We start from the raw sequence: 22,939 nt of genomic DNA on the forward strand, positions 1-22,939 counted from the left end.
AAAACACCACCTTATTATAACACAAAACTTTAATTTCCGGTATTAAGTTAAAAAAATCCTCAACAAACAAAGACGTTTATTGAGGATTTTTATTTTATGTTAAATACAGTCTGAACCGGATCAGAAAATATAATCTGTACTTAAAAAGTTGGAATCATGTTCTCTTACAATAGTATTCAGTAATTCTTTATTGGAATCCGTCAATTTCGCCGCTACCAACGACCTGATAGAGAATGAACGCAGGGCATCAAAAACTGAAAGTGTCCCTTCTGCACTGTCTTTCCTTCCGGTAAAAGGGAAAACATCCGGGCCTCTCTGCGCCTGGCAGTTGATATTGACACGGCTTACAAGATTTACAAACGGATCGATAAGTCTTGCCACTTCCTGAGGATCTTCACTGAAAATACTCACCTGCATCCCATGTGACGCATTTACCTGATACTCTATAGGCTCTTCTATATCTTCAAACGGAACAACAGGAATTACCGGACCAAACTGTTCTTCATGATACAGTTTCATATCACTGTTTACAGGATATACCACTGCTGGGAAAACAAACGACTCATCCGTATAGCCTCCATCCTTATTCAGAACTGCAGCTCCTTTCTGCAGAGCATCATCAATACATTCCTTTAAATAAGGAGGTTTATTGACTTCCGGAAGCGGTGTCACTTTCACATCTTTCTCCCATGGCAACCCCGGTTTCAGTGCAGAAACAGCTGCACTTAATTTCTCTGTAAATTCCAGCGCTACCTCTTTCTGTACAAAGATCAGCTTTAATGCTGTGCAACGCTGTCCGTTGAAAGAAAGTGCTCCTAAAATACATTCACTCACGGCTACATCCAGGTTTGCATTTTTGGTAACAATCGCTGCATTTTTCGCATCCAGACTTAAAATAGCTCTTAAACGGTTTACTTTAGGGTGCAGCTTTTTCAGTCCGTTTGCTACTTTACTGGACCCGATGAAAGCAAGCACGTTTACTTTTCCGCTTTCCATAATCGGAGTAATGATTTCTGAACCTTTTCCGTATAAAGTATTCACCGTTCCTTTCGGGAATGCTTCTTTGAAAGCCTCCAGCAAAGGATAGTGAGCCAATACACCATGTTTCGGAAGTTTAAAAAGGATGGTATTTCCCATGATCAGGGCAGGAATCAGTGTGGTAAAGATTTCATTCAGAGGATAGTTGAACGGTCCCATACTTAAAACGACTCCAAGCGGCGCTCTTCTGATCTGTGCAATTGTCCCTTCTGCCTGTTGAAAACGGGAAGATTCCCTGTCCAGATCTTTCAGGGCATCAATGGTCTGGTTGATATAATCTACAGTACGGTCAAATTCTTTTGTAGAATCGGCCAGCGTTTTTCCGATTTCCCACATGAGTAACTTAATGATGAGGTCTCTCTGCTGGATCATCAGATATACAAATTTCTGCATGCATTTAATACGTCCTTCCACAGACATAGTCGGCCATTCACCAAGACCATTATCATAGGCTTTTACACAGGCTTCCAGGACTTCCATGGCTTCATTCGGGCCAATATTCGGAATGCTTCCCAGAAGTTTCCTTTCCAATCCGTTTTCTGTAGGAATGCATACGGGTGAATAGATTTCGGTGACATCACCGTTCCACTCTACCAGTTCGCCATTTAAAAGATAAGTTCTCTGATGAATCACCGGAACTTTATATTCTTCAGGAATTTCGTTTTCACTCTTAAAAATGTGATGAAATGATGCTGTATTTTCTGAACTCATAAATCTTTCTATTTTTTTTATGTGATAAGATTCTCCTTCTTCCGGAGATTTAATAATATAAAGGTAGAAGTAAATTGTTTTGAAAAAAATATTCTGACAATAGATTCGATCTATTTGAATTAAAATTAATCTTAGCTCCTGAAAAAAGAATAATTTAGCTGAAAAATAAAATTTCATGTTTTCAAAATTAGTTTTCAGTACACTCTTATTCTGTTCTGCTGTGGGCTTTGCTCAAAAATCCAAAGCCATCAATACTGTTTTAATGGGAGGAAAGGAAGTTCATACCTACGCCAAATTGCCGGCTCTCAATAAGCCAGCCCCTAAATTTACCCTTACGGATGTCAATATGAATGATCAGACTCTGGATTCCTACAAAGGAAAATTTGTTATTCTGAATATCTTTCCGAGTGTAGATACAGGAGTGTGTTCTGCATCTGTACATCATTTCAATGAAGAGGCAGGAAATCTTCCCAATACAGTAGTACTTTGTATTTCCAAAGACCTGCCGTTTGCCCAGAAAAGATTCTGTGGTGCAGAAGGAATCAAAAATGTGGTAATGCTTTCAGATTTCCGTTCCGACTTCGGGTGGAACTATGGAGTGGAGCTGGTAGATTCTCCAATGAAAGGGCTTCTGAGCAGAGCTGTTGTGGTGATAGACCCTTCAGGAAAGATCATCTACGAAGAGCAGGTACCGGATATTTCCCAGGAACCGAATTATGAGGCGGCTATTGCGGCTGTGAAGTAATACTCTTTTACTTTGAAATAGACATAGACTCCGGCATCTTCGATCGCCGGAGTTTTTCATTAACTATGTAAAAAATGCAATCATTTTTTAAAGCACCTAATTCCGTTTAGATTCCTACCGGAATGACAAAGTGGATGCATAATTGTTGGTGTATAACCGGTTACTTGCTACTGACTTAATGTAGACTTAATACCAATTACTCACTTAGACTAGACGCACAGTTTGTCATTCCGTAGAATCCGGGACAGCGAAAGGTTATTATAATAAATAATGATTAAATAACAGCTTAGATTCGCAAGGTGAACGTATGTATGTGGGTGCATAGCCGCTTATTTACTCTAGACATAATATTAACCATTCCCCTAGCCTATCCGCAACGCTTGTCATTCCGTAGGAATCCAGGCACAGAAGGCATTCTAATAATAAATAATGATAAAATAACAGTTCAGATTCCTACGGAATGACAAAAAAGGTGAAAAATTATACACTAATTGTATGAATTAAATATGCGCAACATTTGTCATTAGGAGCGAAACAAAGTGAAGCGTAGAATCTAATAAAGTCATCAATAGCATCGGGCTTTAGCCCGATATTAAAAATAAAAATACAAAAGGCTTTAGCTAAAACTTTATTTTAAATTTTAGCTAAAGCCAATTATATTACGCACAAAAGAAAACGGGCTTCCTTCGACTAGGCTCAGGATTATAGCCCGTTCCTATTGATGTTGAGATTCTTCATTCCATTCCATTGCATTTCATTCAGAATGACAATTTTCCTTACAAATAAATCAAGATTACACCAGTACCGCTCCATCTTTCAAAATCATATACTCCTGCCCTACTTCCTCTGATATATTTATCAAATCCTTATCATCAAATACCTGAGGAACATAAAATTTCTCATGTGCAAACAAACCATAGTGTATAGGGATCAGTTTTTTTGCATGAAGCAAATGAGCAGCAGCAAAGGCCTCTTTCAAATTAAGTGAAGCAGGAACAGGACTGTATTCCAAACCGATGATCTCAAAATTGACCACAACACCATTTACGGGTAAGAACGCATAATCTATATTGGGATTTTCTTTTCCAAGCTTCCAGAACTGGTTGTGCCAGATGGTATCTCCGCCATGAAAGATCTTGGTTTCTCCATCATCTACCATCCATGAAGACTGTATCTCTCCCACGCCATCCATCGCAAATACAGGTTTGAAAGTGATATTGTTTTCTGTGAAGGTTTCATCAAGATCAAGAACTATGATCTCCACTTCATTCAAAATTTTTCTTACCACACCTTCAAGCCCTTTGTATACAATGAGCTTTCCGTCTTTCTTTAAACATTTCCGGATCACTCCTTTATCAAAATGATCGAGATGCATATGTGTAAACAGAATATAATCTGCCTGTACATGATCTGAAAATGCTATAATATTCTCCACTGCATCCCCTAAAACGGGTTTATAATAAGAGTAATCTTCCACAGCATCTATTAAGATCGTTTTGTTGTGAGAAGTAAGTTTGATCCCTGCCCAGTTTAATTTTTGTATTTCCATATTCTTTTTTCAGCAAAGGAAGAAACTTACGGAAGGCAAGTCAATAAACAAAAGATAATAAATGAATAAACATACTGAAAGATAAAACGCGATGTACGCAAAGAATATATAATGATGGCTATTTTTCGATCGCAAGGGCATTTCATTCAGCTAAAAATATACTGTTGCTGAGCGACAGCGACTTTGCGAACGTAAAAATAAAGTGAAAAATCTTTGCGAGCGTGGCGTTAAAAATAACACTAATGAATACGCTTCCTGATTCGGCTTAAAGAAATAGGTGTAATGCCAATATAGGAGGCAAGATATTTCAGAGGAATATTCTGAATATAATGGGGTTTGTTCTTCAGCAGGTATTCATAAAGGTCCTGCGGAGTATTTTTCAGCAGAAGCATTTCCCTTTTCATTGCAGCGTTGAGCTTTCTGCTCAGATAGTAGTTCTGTACGAAACGGCAATGTGGATTGACAGCGAACAGATTTTTCACCTCATCCAGAGTGATTTCCCAGGCCAGTCCTTTATTGATAGACTCGTAAACGGCATCGGAACTTTTTTCTTCAACGGTAAAAATATCTCCCGGAAAGTAAAATTCTGCACAGATTTCGGTATCAATATCCGATGTGCTGTTGATGTAATATTTCCGGACAAGCCCATCTTCCAGAAGATAGGCTTTGCGGTCCGGAAATATTGTTTTTTTTGAAAATTCAACCTCAGCAAACTTTTCCCATACAGAATCATTATCCTCTACGTTCAGATGTGAAAACAGTTTTTTGTTGATCGTTGCCAATGTTGAATGTATATATTACAGTAAGTTTTCGTCTACGAGATTCGGAAGGGTTACTTTCAGGTTCGGTTCTGTTTCCATAGCTCTTTTGATAGCGAAAATGGCACCTTCATTTCTTGCCCAGCTTCTTCTTGAGATTCCGTTGTTTACGTCCCAGAAAAGCATAGACTTCAGTCTTCTGTCGGCATCGTCACTTCCGTCAAGAAGCATTCCGAAACCTCCGTTGATTACTTCTCCCCAGCCTACACCGCCACCATTGTGAATGGAAACCCAGGTAGCCCCGCGGAAACTGTCACCAATCACATTATGAATGGCCATATCTGCAGTAAATCTTGAGCCGTCATAGATATTGGAGGTCTCTCTGTAAGGAGAATCTGTTCCTGACACATCATGGTGATCTCTACCTAATACCACAGGTCCAATCTCTCCGTTTTTAATAGCTTTGTTGAAGGCTTCTGCTATCTTCATTCTTCCTTCTGCATCTGCATAAAGAATTCTTGCCTGGGAACCTACCACCAGTTTATTTTCCTGTGCTCCTTTAATCCACTGGATGTTGTCTTTCATCTGTTGCTGGATTTCTTCAGGAGAGTTCTTAATCATTTCTTCCAATACGGCACATGCGATGTCATCCGTCTTTTTCAGGTCTTCAGGATTTCCGCTTGTACATACCCAACGGAACGGCCCGAAACCGTAATCAAAACACATTGGTCCCATAATATCCTGAACATAGCTCGGATATCTGAACTCTCTTCCTAATGTTGGGTTTTCTGCCATTACATCAGCTCCTGCCCTGGAAGCTTCCAGTAAGAAGGCATTTCCATAATCGAAGAAATAAGTTCCTTTTGCTGTATGTTTATTGATCGCTGCTGCATGTCTTCTCAACGTTTCCTGAACTTTTTCTTTGAATAATTCAGGGTTTTCAGCCATCATTATGTTTGATTCTTCAAAACTTTGTCCCACAGGATAGTAACCACCCGCCCAGGGGTTGTGAAGGGAAGTCTGGTCTGATCCGATATCAATTCTTAAATCTTCCTGATCGAATTTCTCCCATACATCAACTACATTTCCAAGGTAAGCCAAAGAAACAGTTTCTTTGTTAGCCTGTGCCTCTCTTACTCTTTTTACCAGTGCATCAAGATCTTCATGAATCTCATTCACCCATTTCTGATCGTGACGGATTTTGGTAATTTTCGGATTCACTTCTGCACATACGGTCACACAGCCTGCAATATTACCTGCTTTTGGCTGGGCTCCACTCATCCCTCCTAATCCTGAAGTTACGAAAAGACCTCCTTTCGGTTCTTTTTTAATTTTTCTGAAAGCATTTAAAGCCGTAATCGTTGTCCCGTGAACAATTCCCTGCGGGCCAATATACATATAACTTCCTGCCGTCATTTGTCCGTATTGGGTAACGCCCAATGCATTGAATTTCTCCCAATCATCCGGTTTTGAATAGTTCGGGATCATCATTCCGTTTGTAACTACCACTCTCGGTGCATCTTTATGAGAAGGAAATAATCCCATCGGATGGCCGGAATACATTACCAATGTCTGCTCATCACTCATTTCAGACAGATATTTCATTGTCAGCAGATACTGTGCCCAGTTTGAAAATACGGCTCCGTTTCCACCATAGGTAATCAATTCGTGAGGATGCTGCGCTACTGCATAATCCAGGTTATTCTGAATCATCAGCATAATTGCTTTCGCCTGCTCAGATTTTCCGGGATAATCTGTGATCGGTCTTGCCTTCATCTCATAATCCGGACGGAAACGGTACATATAGATTCTTCCATAATCTTCGAGTTCCTGCTTAAATTCAGGAATTAATTCTGCATGAAATTTAGGATCGAAATAACGTAAAGCATTCTTCAATGCCAGTTTTTTCTCTTCTTCTCCTAAAATTTCTTTACGCTTCGGAGCATGGTTGATATTGGTCTCGTATGGTTTCGGTTGTGGCAGCTGATCAGGAATCCCCTGCTGTATCTGTTCTTGAAATGTCATATTACTATTTAAACGTCTATGTTTTTAAACAATGTTTGAAGTTTTAAAGATATTCAAATTAGGAAATATAGGCAAGGGGTGAAGGGAAGAATGGTTTAAGGTTTAAGGTTTAAGGTTTAAGGTTTAAGGTTTAAGGTTTAAGGTTTAAGCAAAGTTATAAAAGTTGTAAACCAGCCAACATTTGATAGTAAATACTATATTTGAATAAATATACCTTAATTCCCCTCTCGCGGAGGGGTGGATTTCAAAGTTGATAACTTTGGAAGACGGGGTGGTTAAAAATAAACACAATCATGAAAGAAATCATAACCATTATCATTGGAGTTCCGATCCGCAGGAATTTTGTTGAAAACCTTCCCTACAATCCCCATTTAAAAGCATTATTAAAAGAAAAACGTAAAGCCCGGATTTTGGGTGAAGTGATATTCTGGAAGAAAGTCCGTGCAAAAAATTTTCATAAGATTGATTTTGACCGACAAAGAATAATAGGAAATTATATTGTTGATTTTTATGTAAAAACATTGGGATTAATTATAGAAATAGATGGATCAAGTCATGATGAAAAGCAGGTTTATGACGGCATAAGAGAGGAATATCTTGAATCTTTGGGGCTTTTGGTTTTCAGAATAAGTGATTTTGATGTAAAGAATAATCTGAACGTGGTAATGAAAGAATTGGAAGACTTTATTGTGCAGCATTATGGAACCACCCCGTCTTCAAAAATTATTTAATTTTTGAATCCACCCCACCGAGGGAAGAGAATTGTCCTTACCCATATTGGTTGTTATTCAACATAAAAAAAACCTTACTAAATTCAGCAAGGTTGGTTTATTTATCGTAAAAATTTAAGTTAGAACATCATCATTTTCCTCTTCATGGTCATCTTCATTATCGCTGAGACTCCAATAGTTATTTTCTTCATCTTCCGCCCCTATCTCTTCCATCTCATCATCTTCTTCTGCACCGGGAATATCCAGTCCCTTATCAATTTTATCTTCATCAAAATCCTCATCTAAAACAGGATTTCCGTCTCCGTCAAGCGGAATATGTTTTTCTTTTTTGAATATATCTTCGTTGGGGTTATAATCCATCTGTTCCAGCTTTCTGTTTTGCTCATTAATATTGTTTTCTGGTGACATAATATTACGATTTAAAGGTTTCTGTAATCAGAACAAAAATAATTCCAAGTTAGGATAAACGACTAGAATAAACTTCAGGGTTAGCACAATTTGGCATTTTTTTGTTTTCTGAAAAAGCAATAATATTTCCTGCAGCTAGTCTGGCCATTCCGTTTCGGGCCTCAACAGTAGCCGAACCAATATGCGGAAGAATACAAACACTTGAAAGCTGCAGAATGGGATCATCCGCAGCCATAGGTTCAGGATTGGTAACATCCAGACCAGCACCCCATATTTTCTGATCAACCAAAGCCTGGTATAAATCCTTTTGATTATGAAAGCCCCCTCTGGCGGTATTGATGAAAATAGCATTTGACTTCATCTGCTCAAACAGGGACTTATTGAATAATTCTTTATGTTCCGGAGTAAAGTTGGCATGCACACTCAAAACATCTGAGTTTCTGATCAGGTCTTCAAAAGAAACGTACGTGGCACCCAGCTCCTTCTCTGCTTCTTCATTATGATGCCTGTTGTGATAAATGATATTCATTCCAAAGGCTTTCTTAGATTTTTCTGCCATTTCATATCCGATACGTCCCAGTCCAAAAATCCCCAGCGTTTTTCCATAAAGCTCCTGCCCCAAAGCATGTAAAGGATCAAATGCACCCCAGCTTCCCTCTTTTACTTTCCCGAAATTATAGCTTGCTCTTCTTGCTACCGACTGCATGAGTAAGAAAGCGACATCCGAAGTCGCCCGGCTGAGTACATCCGGGGTATTCCCTATCGGAATATTTTTAAGGGTGGCTTCTTTAGTATCTACATGGTCAAAACCTACAGAATATAAAGCAATGGCTTTAACATCCGGGCAGGCTTCAAAGAAATTTTTGTCATATGTAAATTCTGTGCCAATACTTAAAATAGTATCGGTATTTTTACAGTAATTCAGCCACTCTTCATAAGACAGATTTTCTTTTTCCGGGAAAATTATTTCAAGACCAGCTTCTTCCAGCATTTTAATTCCTGCTTCGGGAATTCTTTTATTGATAAAGACTTTCATTGTGATGGATTAATGGTTGTCAATAAAAAACCTCACTCGCAAAAAGTAAGGTTTCTGAACTTTAATATTAAAAATTATTTCTTTTCATCTGAATGGTTTTTATTCTTCTCCCAGGCTTCCGAAGCAATTTCCTGAATCTCAGCCCAAACTTCTTTTGCAGATTTCTGAGCCTGCGCCATAAATCCCTGCTTGGTAGCTTCCTGATTCCTCTTTTTCATGTCGCTGATGTAATCTTTTACCTGTTGAGAATAGCTTTCTACACTATATCCCGGGTTATTGTGCAGGTTTTTCTGAAGATTGCTAAAATCATGTGACGCTTTGAATCTGTTCGTATCCATAATAGTAAGATTTTAGTGATTGGGTTCTGTGATGAGTTCAATTTTCATTCCGAAATCAGTTAAAATATTTTAATTTTATTTTAAAACTTTTGAATTTTACTCATAAAAAAACGGACTCAATAGTCCGTTCTTATTTTATCTTGTTTTAACAATGAAACTGTTGTTTGAGACCACTCGTCTGCCAATTCCGTATCTGTGATACAATTATTGATTGGTACTTCCAAGCATGGGAACAAATTTATACGCCCCGAATTCTTCTTTTTCAAATTCTGTAGGACCTACCTTGGTAAATCTGTATAAAACCTGTTCATCTGTGGGACCTAACGGAATCACCATTATTCCTCCGACATTCAGTTGTTTTAATAATTCTGTCGGTAAAGTAGAGGCTCCACAGGTAACAATAATCTTGTCAAAAGGAGCAAAGGTAGGAAGCCCGGCAAAGCCATCTCCAAAACTCTGGAATTTTGGAAACAGATGAAGTTCCCTGAGTTTCTTTTTAGAAAAATCAAAAAGATCTTTCTGTCTTTCTACTGTGTAAACATGAGCCTTCATTGCCATTAAAACAGCGGTCTGGTAACCACATCCGGTACCGATCTCCAACACTTTTTCACCGGGTTTTACCTTCAGCAGCTCAGACTGCTCCGCTACCGTGGAAGGATGGGATATAGTCTGGTGTGCCAGAATGGGAAATGCCCTGTCTTCATAGGCAAAATCTTCAAAAATACTTTCGATAAAAAGGTGTCTCGGAACTTCACTCATTGCCGAAAGTACATTTTCGTCTGAAATTCCAATTCTGTTTCGAAGGTAATCTACTAAAATCTTTCTTTTTCCTTTATGTACAAACGAATCCTGCATTTGACAAAAATAAGAAATTAGAAATTAGATTTCAGAAATCGCCTGAAAGAATTATCCACAAAAACAAAGCAAACATCTGTTAACTGCTTTTCTTTTATCTTTTAATTCCATTTTATCGGATAAGGTCCGTAAAAATCACTGAAGGTGTTATCTGCACATCTTTTTCTTACAAAAAAGTTATAATTCACCGTTTTACTTAACCCTATATAAACAGCTTTTTGACCTGAAATCACCTGTTCTCCACCTGCCGGTGGTGCAGGACTGGTTGTCAAAACAGTTTCATATATAGAAACTCCATCATTTTCCCAGGTTACTGTAGCATCAAAAACAGAAGAATGAACAGAAGAGGTTGTTTTTGAATAGGTTGCATACGCTGGCTTTATACAGGTGGTTGTATTAGTCGCCAATACGGTAACAGGTCCTGCCCAGTTGCTCCGGCCATTGTCAGCTCCGCAGTTTTTTCTTACATAAAGGTCATATTTATTATTCTTATACAACGGAAGATTGCAGGAAGTCTTACTGGTGACAACGGTTGTTCCCTTTCCTAAAGTGAACCCCTGCTCTCCATACTGTACTTCATAATATCCTTCGCCCTGACTGATCATGTTCCAGGAAAGCTGGTTATTCACTTTATCAAATATCAGATTTGCAGGAGTTCCACATTTAGCCTGCGGGTCATATGGACTATCTCCTATACATCCCGTAGTAAGTAATCCGAATACAAATACAATCGAAATTATTCTTTTCATAGTTACTTTTCAAGCTTTGAATTTACTGCAATTTCTTTAATGAACAGAGGTGTTTAATCTTAAAAATCTCCAAGTAAAAAGTCATGTATTTTAATAAATGTACATTCACTATCTTTACAAAAATTTAATACAGCTATGTTAAAAGCAGGTTTGGTAGGTGCCGGACACTTGGGAAAAATACATTTAAAACTTCTTAATCAGTCAGATAGATATGAATTTGTAGGATTCCATGATAAAGATGTTGAAAACGGAAAGAAATTAGAAGCCGAATTCGGGTATAAATATTTTGAAAATTTTGATGATTTACTGGAGCAGATTGATATGCTGGATATTGTCACCCCAACGATTTATCATTATGATTATGCTTTAAAAGCCATTGAAAAAGGTCTTCACTTCTTTATTGAAAAACCGGTAACCCAGACTCTTGAGCAGGCAGAAGAAATTTTACGTTTATGCCAGGAAAAAGGAATAAAGGCACAGGTAGGACACGTTGAGAGATACAATCCCGCTTTTATAGCGACTAAGGAATACATCAGCAATCCGATGTTCATTGAAATCCACAGGCTGGCAGAATTCAATCCACGCGGTACAGATGTTTCTGTTGTACTGGACCTGATGATTCACGATCTGGATATTCTGTTGAGCATGGCAAAATCTAAGGTTAAAAACATCCATGCAAGTGGTGTCTGTGTAGTAAGCAAGACTCCTGATATTGCCAATGCAAGAATTGAATTTGAAAACGGATGTGTTGCTAATCTTACAACTTCCAGAATTTCTATGAAAGCTATGAGAAAGAGCAGATTCTTCCAGAAAGATGCTTATATTTCTGTTGATTTCCTTGAAAAAAAGGCAGAAGTGATCAGAATGAAGGATGCTCCTGAAAATCCTACTCCATTTGATATGATCATTGAAAATGCAGAAGGAGAAAAGAATCAGATCCTTTTTGAATATCCGAATATCCAGCCTAACAATGCGATTTTGGATGAATTGAACTCTTTTGCAGATGCTATCACAGGAGATAAAAATGTTGAGGTTTCTCTGGAGGACGGAACTGAAGCGTTAAAAGTAGCTTTGGAGATTATGAAACTGATCATTTAAAAACATACTGATTCTTAAATATACTATGCTATCTTATAATCAGAATAATGGATTATGAGATAGCATTTTTTATTATGAAAAAACGCAAAGTTTCATTTTCAGCGACGGATCATATGTAAGTAAGCAAAGATTGAATCCATTAAAATTGATTTGATGAAGCTGCATATTAAATTAATTCAGAATTTGTTTTTAAGAAACTCATACAAAAGAAAAACAATTCATTAATAATTACAGATTTACCAATAAAAAATCTTTTTCAAAATAAAAAAGCAATATATTTGGAGAATAATTCAATACAATATTGAAAGATTTTGTTTTACATATATGGATATCTGGCAAACCTGATGACATGAATTCTGATTCATCTCATGCCATTACCATTCCGTATCATTTCTAATACTTCCCTATTATTTTAAACCATTAAAACCACTATGACAAGAGCTATTCTATTATCCGCATTTTTATTGTCTCAATTTGGGACATCACAATTACTGAAGACTTCCGGACAGAAAATTGTTAATGATAAAGGTGAAAATGTTCAACTGCGAGGTCTTGGTCTTGGCGGCTGGATGCTTCAGGAAGGTTATATGCTGAAAACTGCTGATTTTGCCGGTCCGCAGTATAAGATTAAGGAAAAAATTGCAGAATTAATCGGTGAAGACGGCATGAATGCTTTTTACAAAGCTTACCTGAAAAACGGCATTACCAAACAGGATATTGATCTTCTGGCCCAATCCGGATTTAATTCAATAAGACTTCCGATGCATTACAACCTTTATACCCTTCCGATTGAAAAGGAGCCGGTAAAAGGAAAAGATACATGGCTGGAAGAAGGTTTTAAAATGACAGATGAATTACTGAAATGGTGTGCCGACAATAAAATATACCTGATCCTGGATCTTCATGCCACACCTGGCGGACAGGGAAACGATGTCAACATTTCGGATAATGATAAGTCTAAACCTTCACTTTGGGAAAGTGAAGAGAATCAAAGAAAAACAATAGCTTTATGGAAAAAACTGGCAGAACGATATAAGAATCATCCATGGATCGGAGGGTATGACCTGATCAATGAGCCTAATATTAATTTCACCGGCAAAAATCCGAATGGAACTGATGAAATGTCCAATGCTCCGCTATGGAAGCTGCAGAAAGATATTACTGCTGCAATCAGAGCAGTTGATAAAAAACATATGATCTTCATTGAAGGTAACGGCTGGGGAAACAATTATAACGGACTTCCTGCACTTTGGGACAACAATATGGCTTTCAGTTTCCATAAATACTGGAATTATAATGATGACCAGACGTTGAAATTTGCGTTGGACCTCAGGGAAAAACATAATATCCCGATCTGGCTGGGTGAGACCGGTGAGAATTCCAATGTCTGGTTTACAGAATTGATACAGCTTCTGGATAAGCATAATATCGGATATGCATTCTGGCCTATGAAAAAGATTGATAATATTGCCGGAATTGCGAATGTAAAAATTACCCCTGAATATGAAAAGTTATTGGATTACTGGAAAAACGGCGGCGAAAAGCCATCAAAAGAATATGCCCAAAAAGCGTTGATGCAGATTGCCGAACATTACAAGCTGAGCAATACGGAAGTTAAAAAAGACGTTATTGATGCCATGTTCAGACAGACAAAAGATGCTTCAACAAAGCCATTTAAAGATCATCAGGCTCCGGGAAGAATATTTGCTTCAGAATATGACCTTGGAAGAATGGGTTCAGCTTATCTGGATAAGGATTTCATTAATCTTTGGGTAAGCGATCCGGCCAAAAGATCAGAATGGAATTCCGGGCAGCAAATGAGAAATGATGGTGTGGACATCTATAAGTGTAAAGATAAGATTACAAATCAGTATTATGTAGGAAAAACGGAATCCGGAGAATGGCTACAGTATACGGTTCAGTCAAAAGCAGATAAAAATTATACACTTGATATCAGATATTCGGGAGCAAAAGATTCTCATATAAGAATTGAGACCGCTCCCGGAAAAGTCCTGGCTAATGTATCACTGCCATCCAGCGGAGGAAATGAAAACTGGAAAACAGTTTCTGTAAAAAGCGTTCCGCTTCAGAAGGGAGAAAACAAAATCAGAATTTTCTTTGAAAGTGATGGTGCCAATCTGAATTATTTTGAATTAAAATAGTAATAATTATCTTAAATTGCAGCTCTCTTCTCATCTTCAGAAGAGAGCTTTTTAATTTCCGTATTATGAAAAAAACAACACTTCTTTTTCTTCTGATTTCAGCATTTTCATTGGCTCAGACTTCTTTATTGGAACAAAAAATTAATTCAATCATTAAGAACAAAAAAGCTACAGTCGGTGTTTCTGTTCTTGGGTTTGAAAATGGCTTTAAGTACGATAAAAACGGAGATAAAAAACTCCCGATGCAAAGTGTGTTTAAATTTCACATTGCAGCAGCAGTCCTGAATGCTGTAGATCAGGGAAAACTTTCTCTGGATCAGAAAATTATGCTAAACCAATCGAATTTACTGGAAAATACATGGTCGCCGCTTCGTGATAAGTATCCGGCAGGAAATATTGAAATTCCGTTAAGCGAAGTGATTGAATATACAGTTGCCAAAAGTGACAATAATGGCTGTGATATTCTTCTGAGGCTGCTGGGAGGAACCCAGGTTGTCCAGAAGTTTATGGATTCTAAAGGAGTAAAAGGTTTTCAGATCAAATACAATGAAGAGGATATGCATAAAGACTGGAATGTTCAGTATGAAAATTATAGTACTACAAAATCCGCTGCTGATGTCCTGAAAAAGTTGTATGACGGAAAATTATTATCCAAAAAATCCACAGACTATCTGATGAAAGTAATGCTTTCTACTTCAACCGGATTGAATAAAATGGTGGAACAGCTTCCCAAAAACACACCTGTCGCAAGAAAAACGGGAGCTTCCGGGAAGAATAATGCCGGTTTAACAGGCGCAGAAAATGAAATCGGAATTGTTACTTTACCCAACGGGAAACATTATGCATTAGCTGTATTTGTCAGTAATTCAATGGAAACGGATGCAGTGAACTGCAGGATGATTTCAGATATTTCGAAGGAGGTTTGGGAATATTTTAATAAATAAAATTTAAAGCTTATTTTTAAAGCGGTTTAACATGAAAAAAATATTAGTATTAACTGCTCTCCTGGCATTTGCATTCTTTTATTCGCAGAAGAATCAGAATTACCTAGAGATCAGCTATGGAAGTGTCTGCTGCGGCCCTCCGTCTGATAAACCTGTCATCAGTTTTCTAAAGGAATTTAAAAATAAAAGTCAGATCAGAAGTCTGGAAATCCTGATGGGAAAAGGTATGGGAAAAGAGGGTGAATATACATTATATATTGGTACAGATTATCTTACAAAAAATCAAAAAAGCCGTCTTATAAGAGGATTAACGGCTGCTATTTCCAATCAGAACAACAATAAGAAAAGTCAAAGCATCGGAAATGTTTTCTTTGATTCAACAACTGTTGTTTCACAATCGGATCTTAAAAACGTAAAAAATTTAACTATCTATAAAAAATAAAGGAAAAATGATTAAAAACATTGTAGTTATCGGAGCGGGAACCATGGGAAATGGTATTGCACATACTTTCGCGCAAAGCGGTTTTAAAGTAAATCTTGTAGATGTATCTCAGGAAGCTCTGGACAGAGGTTTAAAAACCATTACTACGAATCTTGACAGAATCATTGCAAAAGGAAATCTTACAGAGGAGCAAAAAGCTGAAACATTAGGGAACATCACTACCTTTACAGCACTGAATGACGCTGTAGGAGCTGCTGATCTTATTGTAGAGGCCGCTACGGAAAACCAGGATCTAAAACTGAAGATCTTCGGACAGATGGATGAACTGGCTCCTGCCAATTGCATTCTTGCCACCAATACATCTTCTATTTCTATCACAAAAATTGCAGCAGCTACCAAAAGAGCTGATAAGGTAATTGGTATGCACTTTATGAATCCGGTTCCAATTATGAAACTGGTAGAGATCATCAAAGGATATTCTACATCTAAAGAAACTTTTGATGCAATCTATGAAATGAGTAAGACTTTAGGAAAAGTTCCTGTAGAAGTAAATGATTATCCTGGTTTTGTGGCTAACAGAATTTTAATGCCAATGATCAATGAATCTATCGAAACACTTTATAACGGAGTGGCTGGCGTAGAAGAGATTGACACTGTGATGAAACTGGGAATGGCTCATCCGATGGGTCCTCTTCAGCTTGCAGATTTTATTGGTCTTGATGTATGTCTTGCTATCCTGAACGTCATGTATGACGGATTCAAAAATCCTAAGTATGCTCCGAATCCATTATTGGTAAACATGGTAATGGCAGGGAAACTTGGTGTAAAATCAGGGGAAGGTTTCTACGATTATTCTGAAAGCAAAAAAGCTGAAAAAGTTTCAAAAATGTTTTTGAAGTAATTTTAAGTCAATAATTTTATTTATCTTTGAGAAAGTTAAAACATTAAAAAAATGAAATTACCAAAGTTTTTATTAGCAGATAATTCGGAATTTCCAGAGGATCTATTCGTAGTTCACACAGAATATCCAAGATTTATCTTAAACGTTGAGGAAGAAGAAGTTGAGTGGTTAGATGATCTTGAAGGTGATGATGAAGAAACTATGGCAGACGAAGCGACTAAAGTAGTAGAAGCAGCGTTCAAATGGTGCGACGAAGAGTTGGCTAAGTACGACGAAGAAGAGGAAGATTAATAACACTCTAAACATAAAAAAGGAACTCAATTGAGTTCCTTTTGTTTTTTTATTCTGATTTTGTGAATTTCAATAGCAAAAGATTGTCTTTATACAATTCTAAAGTGTTCCCGGAAATCACATATTTGTTTGCTTTTCCCATCATATCCATAAAGTTCTGCTCTACACCGATGTTATTGCACATCATTTTTGTAGATCCCATCTGCCCTGCTGTAAAACTACCTGTAGACGGATCTATGCTGGCAGTTCCGAAATAGTTGTTACAACCTGCATTTCCTGTGATTTTCTCTCCTTCAATATTCAATGTCGGAACTTTACCTTTTACCGTTTCTGCCAATGTCCACTTTGTATTGGCAAGAGCAGGCTGAGCTTTTCCTACTTTAGATGCAGAAGGGCTTGTCATTGATCCGCATGAAGCCAGTACTGCAGCTGTACATATACTTAAAAAAAGATTTTTCATTTTTTTCTTTTTGAATTAACCCAAATTTACGGAATTTATATTATTTAAACGGGCTGCCGTGAATTTTATTATTCTTTAACACTTGGTATTTCGAATAATTTCCGGCTATTTCAAAAGCTTTACTATGAAATCTCCAGTGCTCTGTCATTCCGAAAGAGTCTCTACTACAATTAGTTTATAAAGAGTGCTGAGACTCCTACGGAGTGACAAAGATTGTGGATAGACTGATTAAACAAGAATATTCATACAAGTAACTATTGCTCAAAGTCTTTAGTACGAAATCTCTAGTGCTCTGTCATTACGAAGAATCTCTATTACAAAGTTTATAAAGAGCGCTGAGATTCCTACGGAGCGACAAAGATTGTGGAGAAATTGACCATGAAAAATATTCACAAATGGAATTCAATAGGAACGGGCTTTAGCCCGTTTACTTAAAAAAGCCAAAAATCCAATGGCTTCAGCCAAAACATATTAATCCTGATATTCTAAAATGATTAAAAACAAAAAACGGACTTTAAAAAGTCCGTTTCTATATATGTCGAAATATATATTTTCAAATATTAAGATCTCAATTCAGCGTTGAATTCTTTCTGGAAAGATTTGATTAAGGAATCCATTACTTCTGTAATCTCTTTTTCTTCCAGTGTTTTCTCCTCGTTTAACAGCTCAAAGCTCATGGCGTAAGACTTTTTACCTTCAGGAAGATTTTTCCCTTCATACACATCGAACAGGTTAATGCTCTTAATGAATGGAGATTTATTCTTTTTGGCAGTCTGATATAAATCCTGATAGTTAACTGTTTTATCAATCAATAAAGCCAGGTCTCTTCTGATCTTGTTGAATTTCGGAATATCTTTGAATTTCAGTTCATTTTTAGAACGAAGTTCCTGAGCATATTCCAGTTCAATTTCTGCATAGAAACAATCCTGATCGATATCAAAATCTTTCAATAAAGCAGGTGCTACTTTTCCGATTCGTACCAATGCTTTACCATCTGCTTCATATACCAATGCATCAGAGAATCTGTCATCCGTTAATGCCACTTCTTTATAATTTACAGCAAGTCTTTCCAATAAAACTTTAACATAAGCTTTAAGGTTATAGAAACTTACTGCAGATTTAGGCTGAAGCCAGTTTTCTGCAACATCTCTTCCTGAAACCAATAATGCCAGCTGTTTTCTTTCTTCGTATTTATCTTTTTTGTGATAAATTTTTCCTAATTCGAAGAACTTGATATCCTGGTTCTTTCTGTTGATATTGTATACTGTATTCTGAAGAAGTCCTTCCAGCAAAGACTTTCTCATGAATGCCAGATCACCGCTTAAAGGATTCAATAGTTTTACGGCATCAGTTTCATCTTTTACAGAAGTTAATGAGTTGTTCATCACTTCATTGAAACCAAGGCTTTGTAAAGTTCTTGCCCAGCTGTTTTCCAGTTCATCCTGATCGTTTGCACTTAACTTAACAGGGGTAAATGAAATTTTTTGAGGAGCATCAATTTTATTGTATCCGTAGATTCTTAAGATCTCTTCAATCACATCAATTTCTCTTGTTACGTCTGCTCTGTAAGCAGGAACAGAGATTTCAAAACCGTTTGGAATTTCATTTAAAACCTGAATTTCCAGGGCTTTCAAGATTTCCTTTACTTTTTCTCTGTGAATTTTTGTTCCTAAAATCTGCTCAATTTTAGAGAATCTCAGGATCACATAGTTATCTTCTATTTTCTTAGGATATTCTTCCAGTAACTCTCCTACTAACTTCCCTTCAGCTATTTCCTGAATCATTTTGATTGCATGAGTAATTGCTGTTCTTGTAAGATTCGGGTCCACCCCTCTTTCAAATCTGAAAGAAGCATCTGTATTCAAGCTGTGTGCTTTAGCTCCTTTTCTTACAGCAATCGGGTTGAAGTAAGCACTTTCAAGGAATATTGTTTTTGTAGTTTCAGATACTCCTGACTTTTCACCACCAAATACTCCGGCGATACACATTGGGTTATCTTTACCGTCTTTGATCATGATTTCAGAACCATTCAAAGTTCTTTCAACACCATCTAAGGTAGTAAATTTAGTTCCCGGTTTTACAACGCCTACTTTCACTTTTTTGTCTGCAATTTTATCTGCATCAAATGCGTGAAGCGGCTGTCCGTACCCGTGAAGAATATAGTTCGTAATATCTACAACATTATTGATCGGGCTTAATCCGATCGCTTTCAGCCTGTCTTTCAACCATGATGGTGATTCTGCTACTTTTACATCTTCAATAACAGCTCCGATATATCTTGGACACAGTTCTGCATCTTCAATTTCAAGTTTAAAATCATGAGTTCCCTCACCATTCAAAGCTTCGGAAGCTACTTTATTAAATTGAGATTTCAATTGGTTGGTAGAAAGATAAGCATGCAGATCTCTTGCAACGCCATAGTGAGACATCGCGTCTGTTCTGTTCGGTGTTAATCCGATTTCAAAAACCTCATCATTAGTTAACTCAAAATAATCTGCAAAGTTTTTTCCTACTTCATATTTTGTTTCGTCCAGCACCATAATTCCTCCGTGATCATCGCTAAGACCTAATTCATCTTCAGCACAGATCATACCCTGAGAAACTTCTCCTCTGATTTTTGCTTCTTTGATTTCAAAAAAGTTTCCTGTTTTGTCATAGATTTTAGTTCCGACAACTGCTACAGGAACAGCCTGCCCTGCTTCTACGTTAGGAGCTCCGCAAACAATGTTCAGCACTTTTCCGTTTCCTACATCTACTGTTGTCTTCTTCAGTTTGTCGGCATTAGGATGTTTTTCGCAGGTTAATACTTTCCCTACAACAATTCCTTCCAGGCTGCCTTTTACACTTTCAAATTTATCTATCCCTTCAACTTCAAGACCTATATCTGTAAGGAACTCACCGATTCTTTCAGTTTTTAATTCCGTTTTTACAAAGTCCTTCAGCCAGTTGTTTGATATTTTCATTTGTTAATCTATCTACTTATTTAATTCTTCAGATGAAATAAGGATTCATCTGCTCAATTTGAAACTTTTACTTGAAATTCCACACCTTATACAAGTGTAATTTTTCGAGCTACAAATGTCGTGTTTTTTTGAGAAATAGAGAAATTTAGGAACAATTTTAAGATAATAAATTTTCGTTAATCTTTCTGCTGATGATTCGGGAAACTATCAGCCCTACGGTCTTATCACTTTCTTCAGGCTATCAGAAAATAATACCAGCCCTCCGGCCATCATGATAATATCTTTCAATACAAGACGTCCTGCTCCTGACAGATACGGGAACCCATACTGAGGCGTAACTCCATCTCCACCCAGATTGGGGACGTAAACTTCAGGAGTAGTGATAAGGAATGACAGCGTAACGAGTGACATTAAAAATGTTAAAGCAGCTCCAACAGCTCCAATTTTAGGAAACCAAATTCCAAGTACTACCAAAACTCCGATTACAGTGATCATTGTTCCCAAACCATAGGAAAAGCTATATGTTCCGTTTTTCTGATGCCAGTCAATATTTTTTTTGATCACTTTTCCTTCCTGATTTTTATACAAAGTATATTCTGCAACCAGCTTTTTATCTTCATTAAGAACTTTATGGTCTGCATTCTTGTAGAAAAAACTCATCAGGGGGCTGTTGGCTACGAAAGGTACAATTCCGTCGGCTTCGTAATGAAAGGCTTTCAAGCCTCCAATCCATGCCATAACAATGAAAATTGACATTCTGAGAAAGTTGAAAAAATAAGCATCCCATTGTAATAGCTGGTGGTAAAGTCTGTTGTTTTTCATGTGAAATATTTTTACCAAAGGTATTCACATGCGCACAGCACCAACATAGACATTTCAGGATACTACATGGACATTTTCGCGACCACAGAAATGCCTACTTTTTCTCTGTAATTCTTAGGGGAACAGCCCACCGATTTTTTGAAATATCTGCTAAAGTAAAATTCATCTTCAAATCCTAATTCAGATGCAATTTCCTTGACAGACCGATAGGTTAAATGAAGCAGTTTTTTAGATTCAAGAATAACTCTCTCATTGATAAGCTGCGTAGGTGTTTTAGAAAATTCTTTCTTCACTACCTTACTTAGCGTATTGTTGGTAATGTTCAGTTTGGCACTGTAAAACGACAGTTCTTTTTCGTTTTTAAAATGAGATTCCAGTAATTTCTTAAATCCTGCTGCATTTTTGTTGGGAAGTTTTTCCTTAGAAATCACATTATTTTCAATACTGCTTTTCTGCTTGCTGCCGATCGCAAGAATAAGCTGGATATAAGTCTTGATAATGGATTCCGAAAATGGATGTTTCTCAGATTCTTCCTTTTGAATATGATTGAAAAGTTCAAGGATATAATGATAATACTGTTCCGACAGTTCAACACCGGGATTCAGATAAATATTGTTAAAAAGAAGTCCGTTGCATGCGACTTCCTCTTTATGGTATTCTATACAGTAATAATCTCCATGAAAGAAAAGTACATGTATATTTTCTTCAGATTCCGGAGCTATTTTCATCTTCTGGTAAGGAGAAAGAAACAGAATATTATATCCGCTGTAAGAATAATTAATACCGTCAACTGAGAAAACTCCGGATTCTTTCAACAGAGCAACACTGTAGTTTTCAGTATTTAATTCTAAAGGGAAATCTGAAGTGTGATAAGACTGTATTTTTATTTTCATGATTAGGTATTTTAAACACTAATGACGCTAATGATTCACAAATGACATTATTTAGTACTCTTTTGAATATGTTTTTTTCTCCATAAGATATTCTGTTTTGTTACCGTTACCGGTTCTGAAAAGAGTTTTGAAAGTTTCCCTGTATTTTTCGTTTTCTACTCTTGGAAGGTAGCATACAAAATGTAGATGAGGGCCCTTACTCCATCCTGTATTTCCACTTAAACCAATAACATCTCCTTTTTTTATCTGATCTCCAATGTGTACTTTGACCCCGTTCTGCTTTAAATGATAGTATTGCGCAAAGGTTCCGTCTGGATGTAAAATAGTTATATAATTTGCTTTATCTACACAACTTCTAGTTGGACAGCCAATATTACTGCTACTCACAAGATCTGTTACAAGCCCTTCTCTCGCAGCAACAACTTCTGTTCCCTCCGGCATTGTAAAATCTAAAGAATTTTCGTTCTGATGTGAGAAAGTTCCATTATATCCCTGATAAATGTTAAATGATCTGCCTTTTTTAAACGGTAAATCATACTGATAGTCTTTATCATAATTTTTTAATGTAACATCTCCGACATACATCATATAACCTGGAATATTTTTAACTTTCCAACTTTTCATTTTATCTGCAATGACAAAATATCCAACCTTATTTCTTACCGATTTAGCAGGAATAATCTGTGTTGTTTTAAAAGGTTGGGGAATTTTCATATTCTCCACTTCTGGATGTCCCGAGAACACTAAAGACATTGGATAAATTGCTTGGTTATCCGCGTAAAGGCTTAAAGTATCACCTTTTTTTTCATGATAAACCTTAATATTATTTTGTGAAAATAAAGTAATAGATGATAGTAGTATAAAAAGAGTTGTTATTTTTTTCATGTTTATTAAATTGTTCTTATTATACTTTTACCTTGAAGTAAAAGTATACAAAAATTAAAGACTGGAACCATCCGCTAAAAATTTAATTGTACTTCTAAAATTCCCAAACTCGCATGGGTTCTGCAATTCTTGATA

At 36.9% G+C, this 22,939-nt stretch carries 22 protein-coding genes; 8 read left to right on the forward strand and 14 right to left on the reverse strand.

Annotation, left to right across the window (positions count from 1 at the left end; genetic code table 11):
* Positions 1-120: 120 nt before the first annotated feature.
* Positions 121-1,749 (reverse strand): NADP-dependent glyceraldehyde-3-phosphate dehydrogenase, encoded by a 1,629-nt coding sequence (locus tag EL165_RS08010; RefSeq protein WP_041461688.1) that lies wholly within the window; start codon positions 1,747-1,749, stop codon positions 121-123.
* Between the two features lie 175 nt (positions 1,750-1,924).
* Between EL165_RS08010 and tpx the strand changes: the two genes are divergently transcribed.
* Positions 1,925-2,494, forward strand: a complete 570-nt coding sequence (gene tpx / locus EL165_RS08015) for a thiol peroxidase (protein ID WP_002978002.1) — start codon at positions 1,925-1,927, stop codon at positions 2,492-2,494.
* Positions 2,495-3,287: 793 nt separating this feature from the next.
* Here the strand turns inward: tpx and EL165_RS08020 are convergent.
* The 3 genes from EL165_RS08020 to hutU form a co-directional block, all read right to left on the reverse strand.
* The gene (locus EL165_RS08020; protein WP_002978001.1) at positions 3,288-4,043 is read right to left on the reverse strand and encodes an MBL fold metallo-hydrolase; all 756 of its coding nucleotides are present in this window, start codon (positions 4,041-4,043) and stop codon (positions 3,288-3,290) included.
* Between the two features lie 239 nt (positions 4,044-4,282).
* On the reverse strand, positions 4,283-4,825 hold the full coding sequence (locus EL165_RS08025; protein ID WP_002978000.1) for a Crp/Fnr family transcriptional regulator: 543 nt from the start codon (positions 4,823-4,825) through the stop codon (positions 4,283-4,285).
* Between the two features lie 15 nt (positions 4,826-4,840).
* On the reverse strand, positions 4,841-6,826 hold the full coding sequence (gene hutU, locus EL165_RS08030) for a urocanate hydratase (protein ID WP_002977999.1): 1,986 nt from the start codon (positions 6,824-6,826) through the stop codon (positions 4,841-4,843).
* Positions 6,827-7,119: 293 nt separating this feature from the next.
* On the opposite strand from hutU, the gene EL165_RS08035 reads away from it, so the two are divergent.
* Positions 7,120-7,557, forward strand: coding sequence for an endonuclease domain-containing protein (locus EL165_RS08035; RefSeq protein WP_002977998.1), 438 nt, complete (start codon positions 7,120-7,122; stop codon positions 7,555-7,557).
* Positions 7,558-7,671: 114 nt separating this feature from the next.
* On the opposite strand, the gene EL165_RS08040 is transcribed toward EL165_RS08035, so the two are convergent.
* From EL165_RS08040 to EL165_RS08060, 5 genes are all read right to left on the reverse strand, one after another.
* Positions 7,672-7,965, reverse strand: a complete 294-nt coding sequence (locus tag EL165_RS08040; protein ID WP_002977997.1) for a hypothetical protein — start codon at positions 7,963-7,965, stop codon at positions 7,672-7,674.
* Between the two features lie 49 nt (positions 7,966-8,014).
* Complete coding sequence (locus EL165_RS08045; RefSeq protein WP_002977996.1) at positions 8,015-9,001, reverse strand: 2-hydroxyacid dehydrogenase; 987 nt, start codon at positions 8,999-9,001, stop codon at positions 8,015-8,017.
* Positions 9,002-9,075: 74 nt separating this feature from the next.
* On the reverse strand, positions 9,076-9,339 hold the full coding sequence (locus tag EL165_RS08050) for a hypothetical protein (protein WP_002977995.1): 264 nt from the start codon (positions 9,337-9,339) through the stop codon (positions 9,076-9,078).
* A gap of 204 nt (positions 9,340-9,543) precedes the next feature.
* Positions 9,544-10,194 carry a protein-L-isoaspartate(D-aspartate) O-methyltransferase gene (locus tag EL165_RS08055; RefSeq protein ID WP_002977994.1) on the reverse strand — a complete coding sequence of 217 codons (651 nt, stop codon included), beginning with the start codon at positions 10,192-10,194 and terminating at the stop codon, positions 9,544-9,546.
* Positions 10,195-10,295: 101 nt separating this feature from the next.
* Positions 10,296-10,943 (reverse strand): hypothetical protein, encoded by a 648-nt coding sequence (locus EL165_RS08060; RefSeq protein WP_002977993.1) that lies wholly within the window; start codon positions 10,941-10,943, stop codon positions 10,296-10,298.
* 135 nt (positions 10,944-11,078) lie between these two features.
* Here EL165_RS08060 and EL165_RS08065 point away from each other — a divergent pair, with 135 nt between their 5' ends.
* The 6 genes from EL165_RS08065 to EL165_RS08090 all read left to right on the forward strand — a co-directional run bounded on the left by EL165_RS08065 (position 11,079) and on the right by EL165_RS08090 (position 16,781).
* On the forward strand, positions 11,079-12,041 hold the full coding sequence (locus EL165_RS08065; protein ID WP_002977992.1) for a Gfo/Idh/MocA family protein: 963 nt from the start codon (positions 11,079-11,081) through the stop codon (positions 12,039-12,041).
* A gap of 431 nt (positions 12,042-12,472) precedes the next feature.
* Positions 12,473-14,203: a cellulase family glycosylhydrolase gene (locus EL165_RS08070; RefSeq protein WP_002977990.1), complete on the forward strand. Its 1,731-nt coding sequence runs from the start codon at positions 12,473-12,475 to the stop codon at positions 14,201-14,203.
* A gap of 65 nt (positions 14,204-14,268) precedes the next feature.
* On the forward strand, positions 14,269-15,147 hold the full coding sequence (locus tag EL165_RS08075; RefSeq protein WP_002977989.1) for an extended-spectrum class A beta-lactamase CGA-1: 879 nt from the start codon (positions 14,269-14,271) through the stop codon (positions 15,145-15,147).
* A gap of 31 nt (positions 15,148-15,178) precedes the next feature.
* Positions 15,179-15,589 (forward strand): hypothetical protein, encoded by a 411-nt coding sequence (locus EL165_RS08080; protein WP_002977988.1) that lies wholly within the window; start codon positions 15,179-15,181, stop codon positions 15,587-15,589.
* Positions 15,590-15,599: 10 nt separating this feature from the next.
* Positions 15,600-16,490 carry a 3-hydroxybutyryl-CoA dehydrogenase gene (locus EL165_RS08085; protein ID WP_185097074.1) on the forward strand — a complete coding sequence of 297 codons (891 nt, stop codon included), beginning with the start codon at positions 15,600-15,602 and terminating at the stop codon, positions 16,488-16,490.
* A 51-nt stretch (positions 16,491-16,541) separates the two neighbouring features.
* Complete coding sequence (locus EL165_RS08090) at positions 16,542-16,781, forward strand: hypothetical protein (protein WP_002977986.1); 240 nt, start codon at positions 16,542-16,544, stop codon at positions 16,779-16,781.
* Positions 16,782-16,830: 49 nt separating this feature from the next.
* Here EL165_RS08090 and EL165_RS08095 read toward each other — a convergent pair whose 3' ends face one another.
* The 5 genes from EL165_RS08095 to EL165_RS08115 all read right to left on the reverse strand — a co-directional run bounded on the left by EL165_RS08095 (position 16,831) and on the right by EL165_RS08115 (position 22,804).
* A complete protein-coding gene (locus EL165_RS08095; RefSeq protein WP_002977985.1) occupies positions 16,831-17,241 on the reverse strand; it encodes an META domain-containing protein in 411 nt (136 codons plus the stop codon).
* Between the two features lie 560 nt (positions 17,242-17,801).
* A complete protein-coding gene (pheT, locus tag EL165_RS08100) occupies positions 17,802-20,204 on the reverse strand; it encodes a phenylalanine--tRNA ligase subunit beta (RefSeq protein ID WP_002977984.1) in 2,403 nt (800 codons plus the stop codon).
* Between the two features lie 213 nt (positions 20,205-20,417).
* Positions 20,418-21,026 carry a DUF417 family protein gene (locus EL165_RS08105; RefSeq protein ID WP_002977983.1) on the reverse strand — a complete coding sequence of 203 codons (609 nt, stop codon included), beginning with the start codon at positions 21,024-21,026 and terminating at the stop codon, positions 20,418-20,420.
* Positions 21,027-21,088: 62 nt separating this feature from the next.
* A complete protein-coding gene (locus tag EL165_RS08110) occupies positions 21,089-21,919 on the reverse strand; it encodes an AraC family transcriptional regulator (protein ID WP_002977982.1) in 831 nt (276 codons plus the stop codon).
* 51 nt (positions 21,920-21,970) lie between these two features.
* Positions 21,971-22,804: a M23 family metallopeptidase gene (locus tag EL165_RS08115; RefSeq protein ID WP_002977981.1), complete on the reverse strand. Its 834-nt coding sequence runs from the start codon at positions 22,802-22,804 to the stop codon at positions 21,971-21,973.
* Between the last annotated feature and the right edge of the window lie 135 nt (positions 22,805-22,939).

It is taken from the genome of Chryseobacterium gleum (assembly GCF_900636535.1).
Classification (GTDB): Bacteria; Bacteroidota; Bacteroidia; order Flavobacteriales; family Weeksellaceae; genus Chryseobacterium; species Chryseobacterium gleum.

Excerpts from the sequence above, each read along its gene's own strand:
- EL165_RS08010 (WP_041461688.1), bottom strand. The coding sequence starts at position 1,749 with ATGAGTTCAGAAAATACAGCATCATTTCATCACATTTTTAAGAGTGAA.
- tpx (WP_002978002.1), top strand. The coding sequence starts at position 1,925 with ATGTTTTCAAAATTAGTTTTCAGTACACTCTTATTCTGTTCTGCTGTG.
- EL165_RS08020 (WP_002978001.1), bottom strand. The coding sequence starts at position 4,043 with ATGGAAATACAAAAATTAAACTGGGCAGGGATCAAACTTACTTCTCAC.
- hutU (WP_002977999.1), bottom strand. The coding sequence starts at position 6,826 with ATGACATTTCAAGAACAGATACAGCAGGGGATTCCTGATCAGCTGCCA.
- EL165_RS08035 (WP_002977998.1), top strand. The coding sequence starts at position 7,120 with ATGAAAGAAATCATAACCATTATCATTGGAGTTCCGATCCGCAGGAAT.
- EL165_RS08040 (WP_002977997.1), bottom strand. The coding sequence starts at position 7,965 with ATGTCACCAGAAAACAATATTAATGAGCAAAACAGAAAGCTGGAACAG.
- EL165_RS08045 (WP_002977996.1), bottom strand. The coding sequence starts at position 9,001 with ATGAAAGTCTTTATCAATAAAAGAATTCCCGAAGCAGGAATTAAAATG.
- EL165_RS08050 (WP_002977995.1), bottom strand. The coding sequence starts at position 9,339 with ATGGATACGAACAGATTCAAAGCGTCACATGATTTTAGCAATCTTCAG.
- EL165_RS08055 (WP_002977994.1), bottom strand. The coding sequence starts at position 10,194 with ATGCAGGATTCGTTTGTACATAAAGGAAAAAGAAAGATTTTAGTAGAT.
- EL165_RS08060 (WP_002977993.1), bottom strand. The coding sequence starts at position 10,943 with ATGAAAAGAATAATTTCGATTGTATTTGTATTCGGATTACTTACTACG.
- EL165_RS08065 (WP_002977992.1), top strand. The coding sequence starts at position 11,079 with ATGTTAAAAGCAGGTTTGGTAGGTGCCGGACACTTGGGAAAAATACAT.
- EL165_RS08070 (WP_002977990.1), top strand. The coding sequence starts at position 12,473 with ATGACAAGAGCTATTCTATTATCCGCATTTTTATTGTCTCAATTTGGG.
- EL165_RS08075 (WP_002977989.1), top strand. The coding sequence starts at position 14,269 with ATGAAAAAAACAACACTTCTTTTTCTTCTGATTTCAGCATTTTCATTG.
- EL165_RS08080 (WP_002977988.1), top strand. The coding sequence starts at position 15,179 with ATGAAAAAAATATTAGTATTAACTGCTCTCCTGGCATTTGCATTCTTT.
- EL165_RS08090 (WP_002977986.1), top strand. The coding sequence starts at position 16,542 with ATGAAATTACCAAAGTTTTTATTAGCAGATAATTCGGAATTTCCAGAG.
- EL165_RS08095 (WP_002977985.1), bottom strand. The coding sequence starts at position 17,241 with ATGAAAAATCTTTTTTTAAGTATATGTACAGCTGCAGTACTGGCTTCA.
- pheT (WP_002977984.1), bottom strand. The coding sequence starts at position 20,204 with ATGAAAATATCAAACAACTGGCTGAAGGACTTTGTAAAAACGGAATTA.
- EL165_RS08105 (WP_002977983.1), bottom strand. The coding sequence starts at position 21,026 with ATGAAAAACAACAGACTTTACCACCAGCTATTACAATGGGATGCTTAT.
- EL165_RS08110 (WP_002977982.1), bottom strand. The coding sequence starts at position 21,919 with ATGAAAATAAAAATACAGTCTTATCACACTTCAGATTTCCCTTTAGAA.
- EL165_RS08115 (WP_002977981.1), bottom strand. The coding sequence starts at position 22,804 with ATGAAAAAAATAACAACTCTTTTTATACTACTATCATCTATTACTTTA.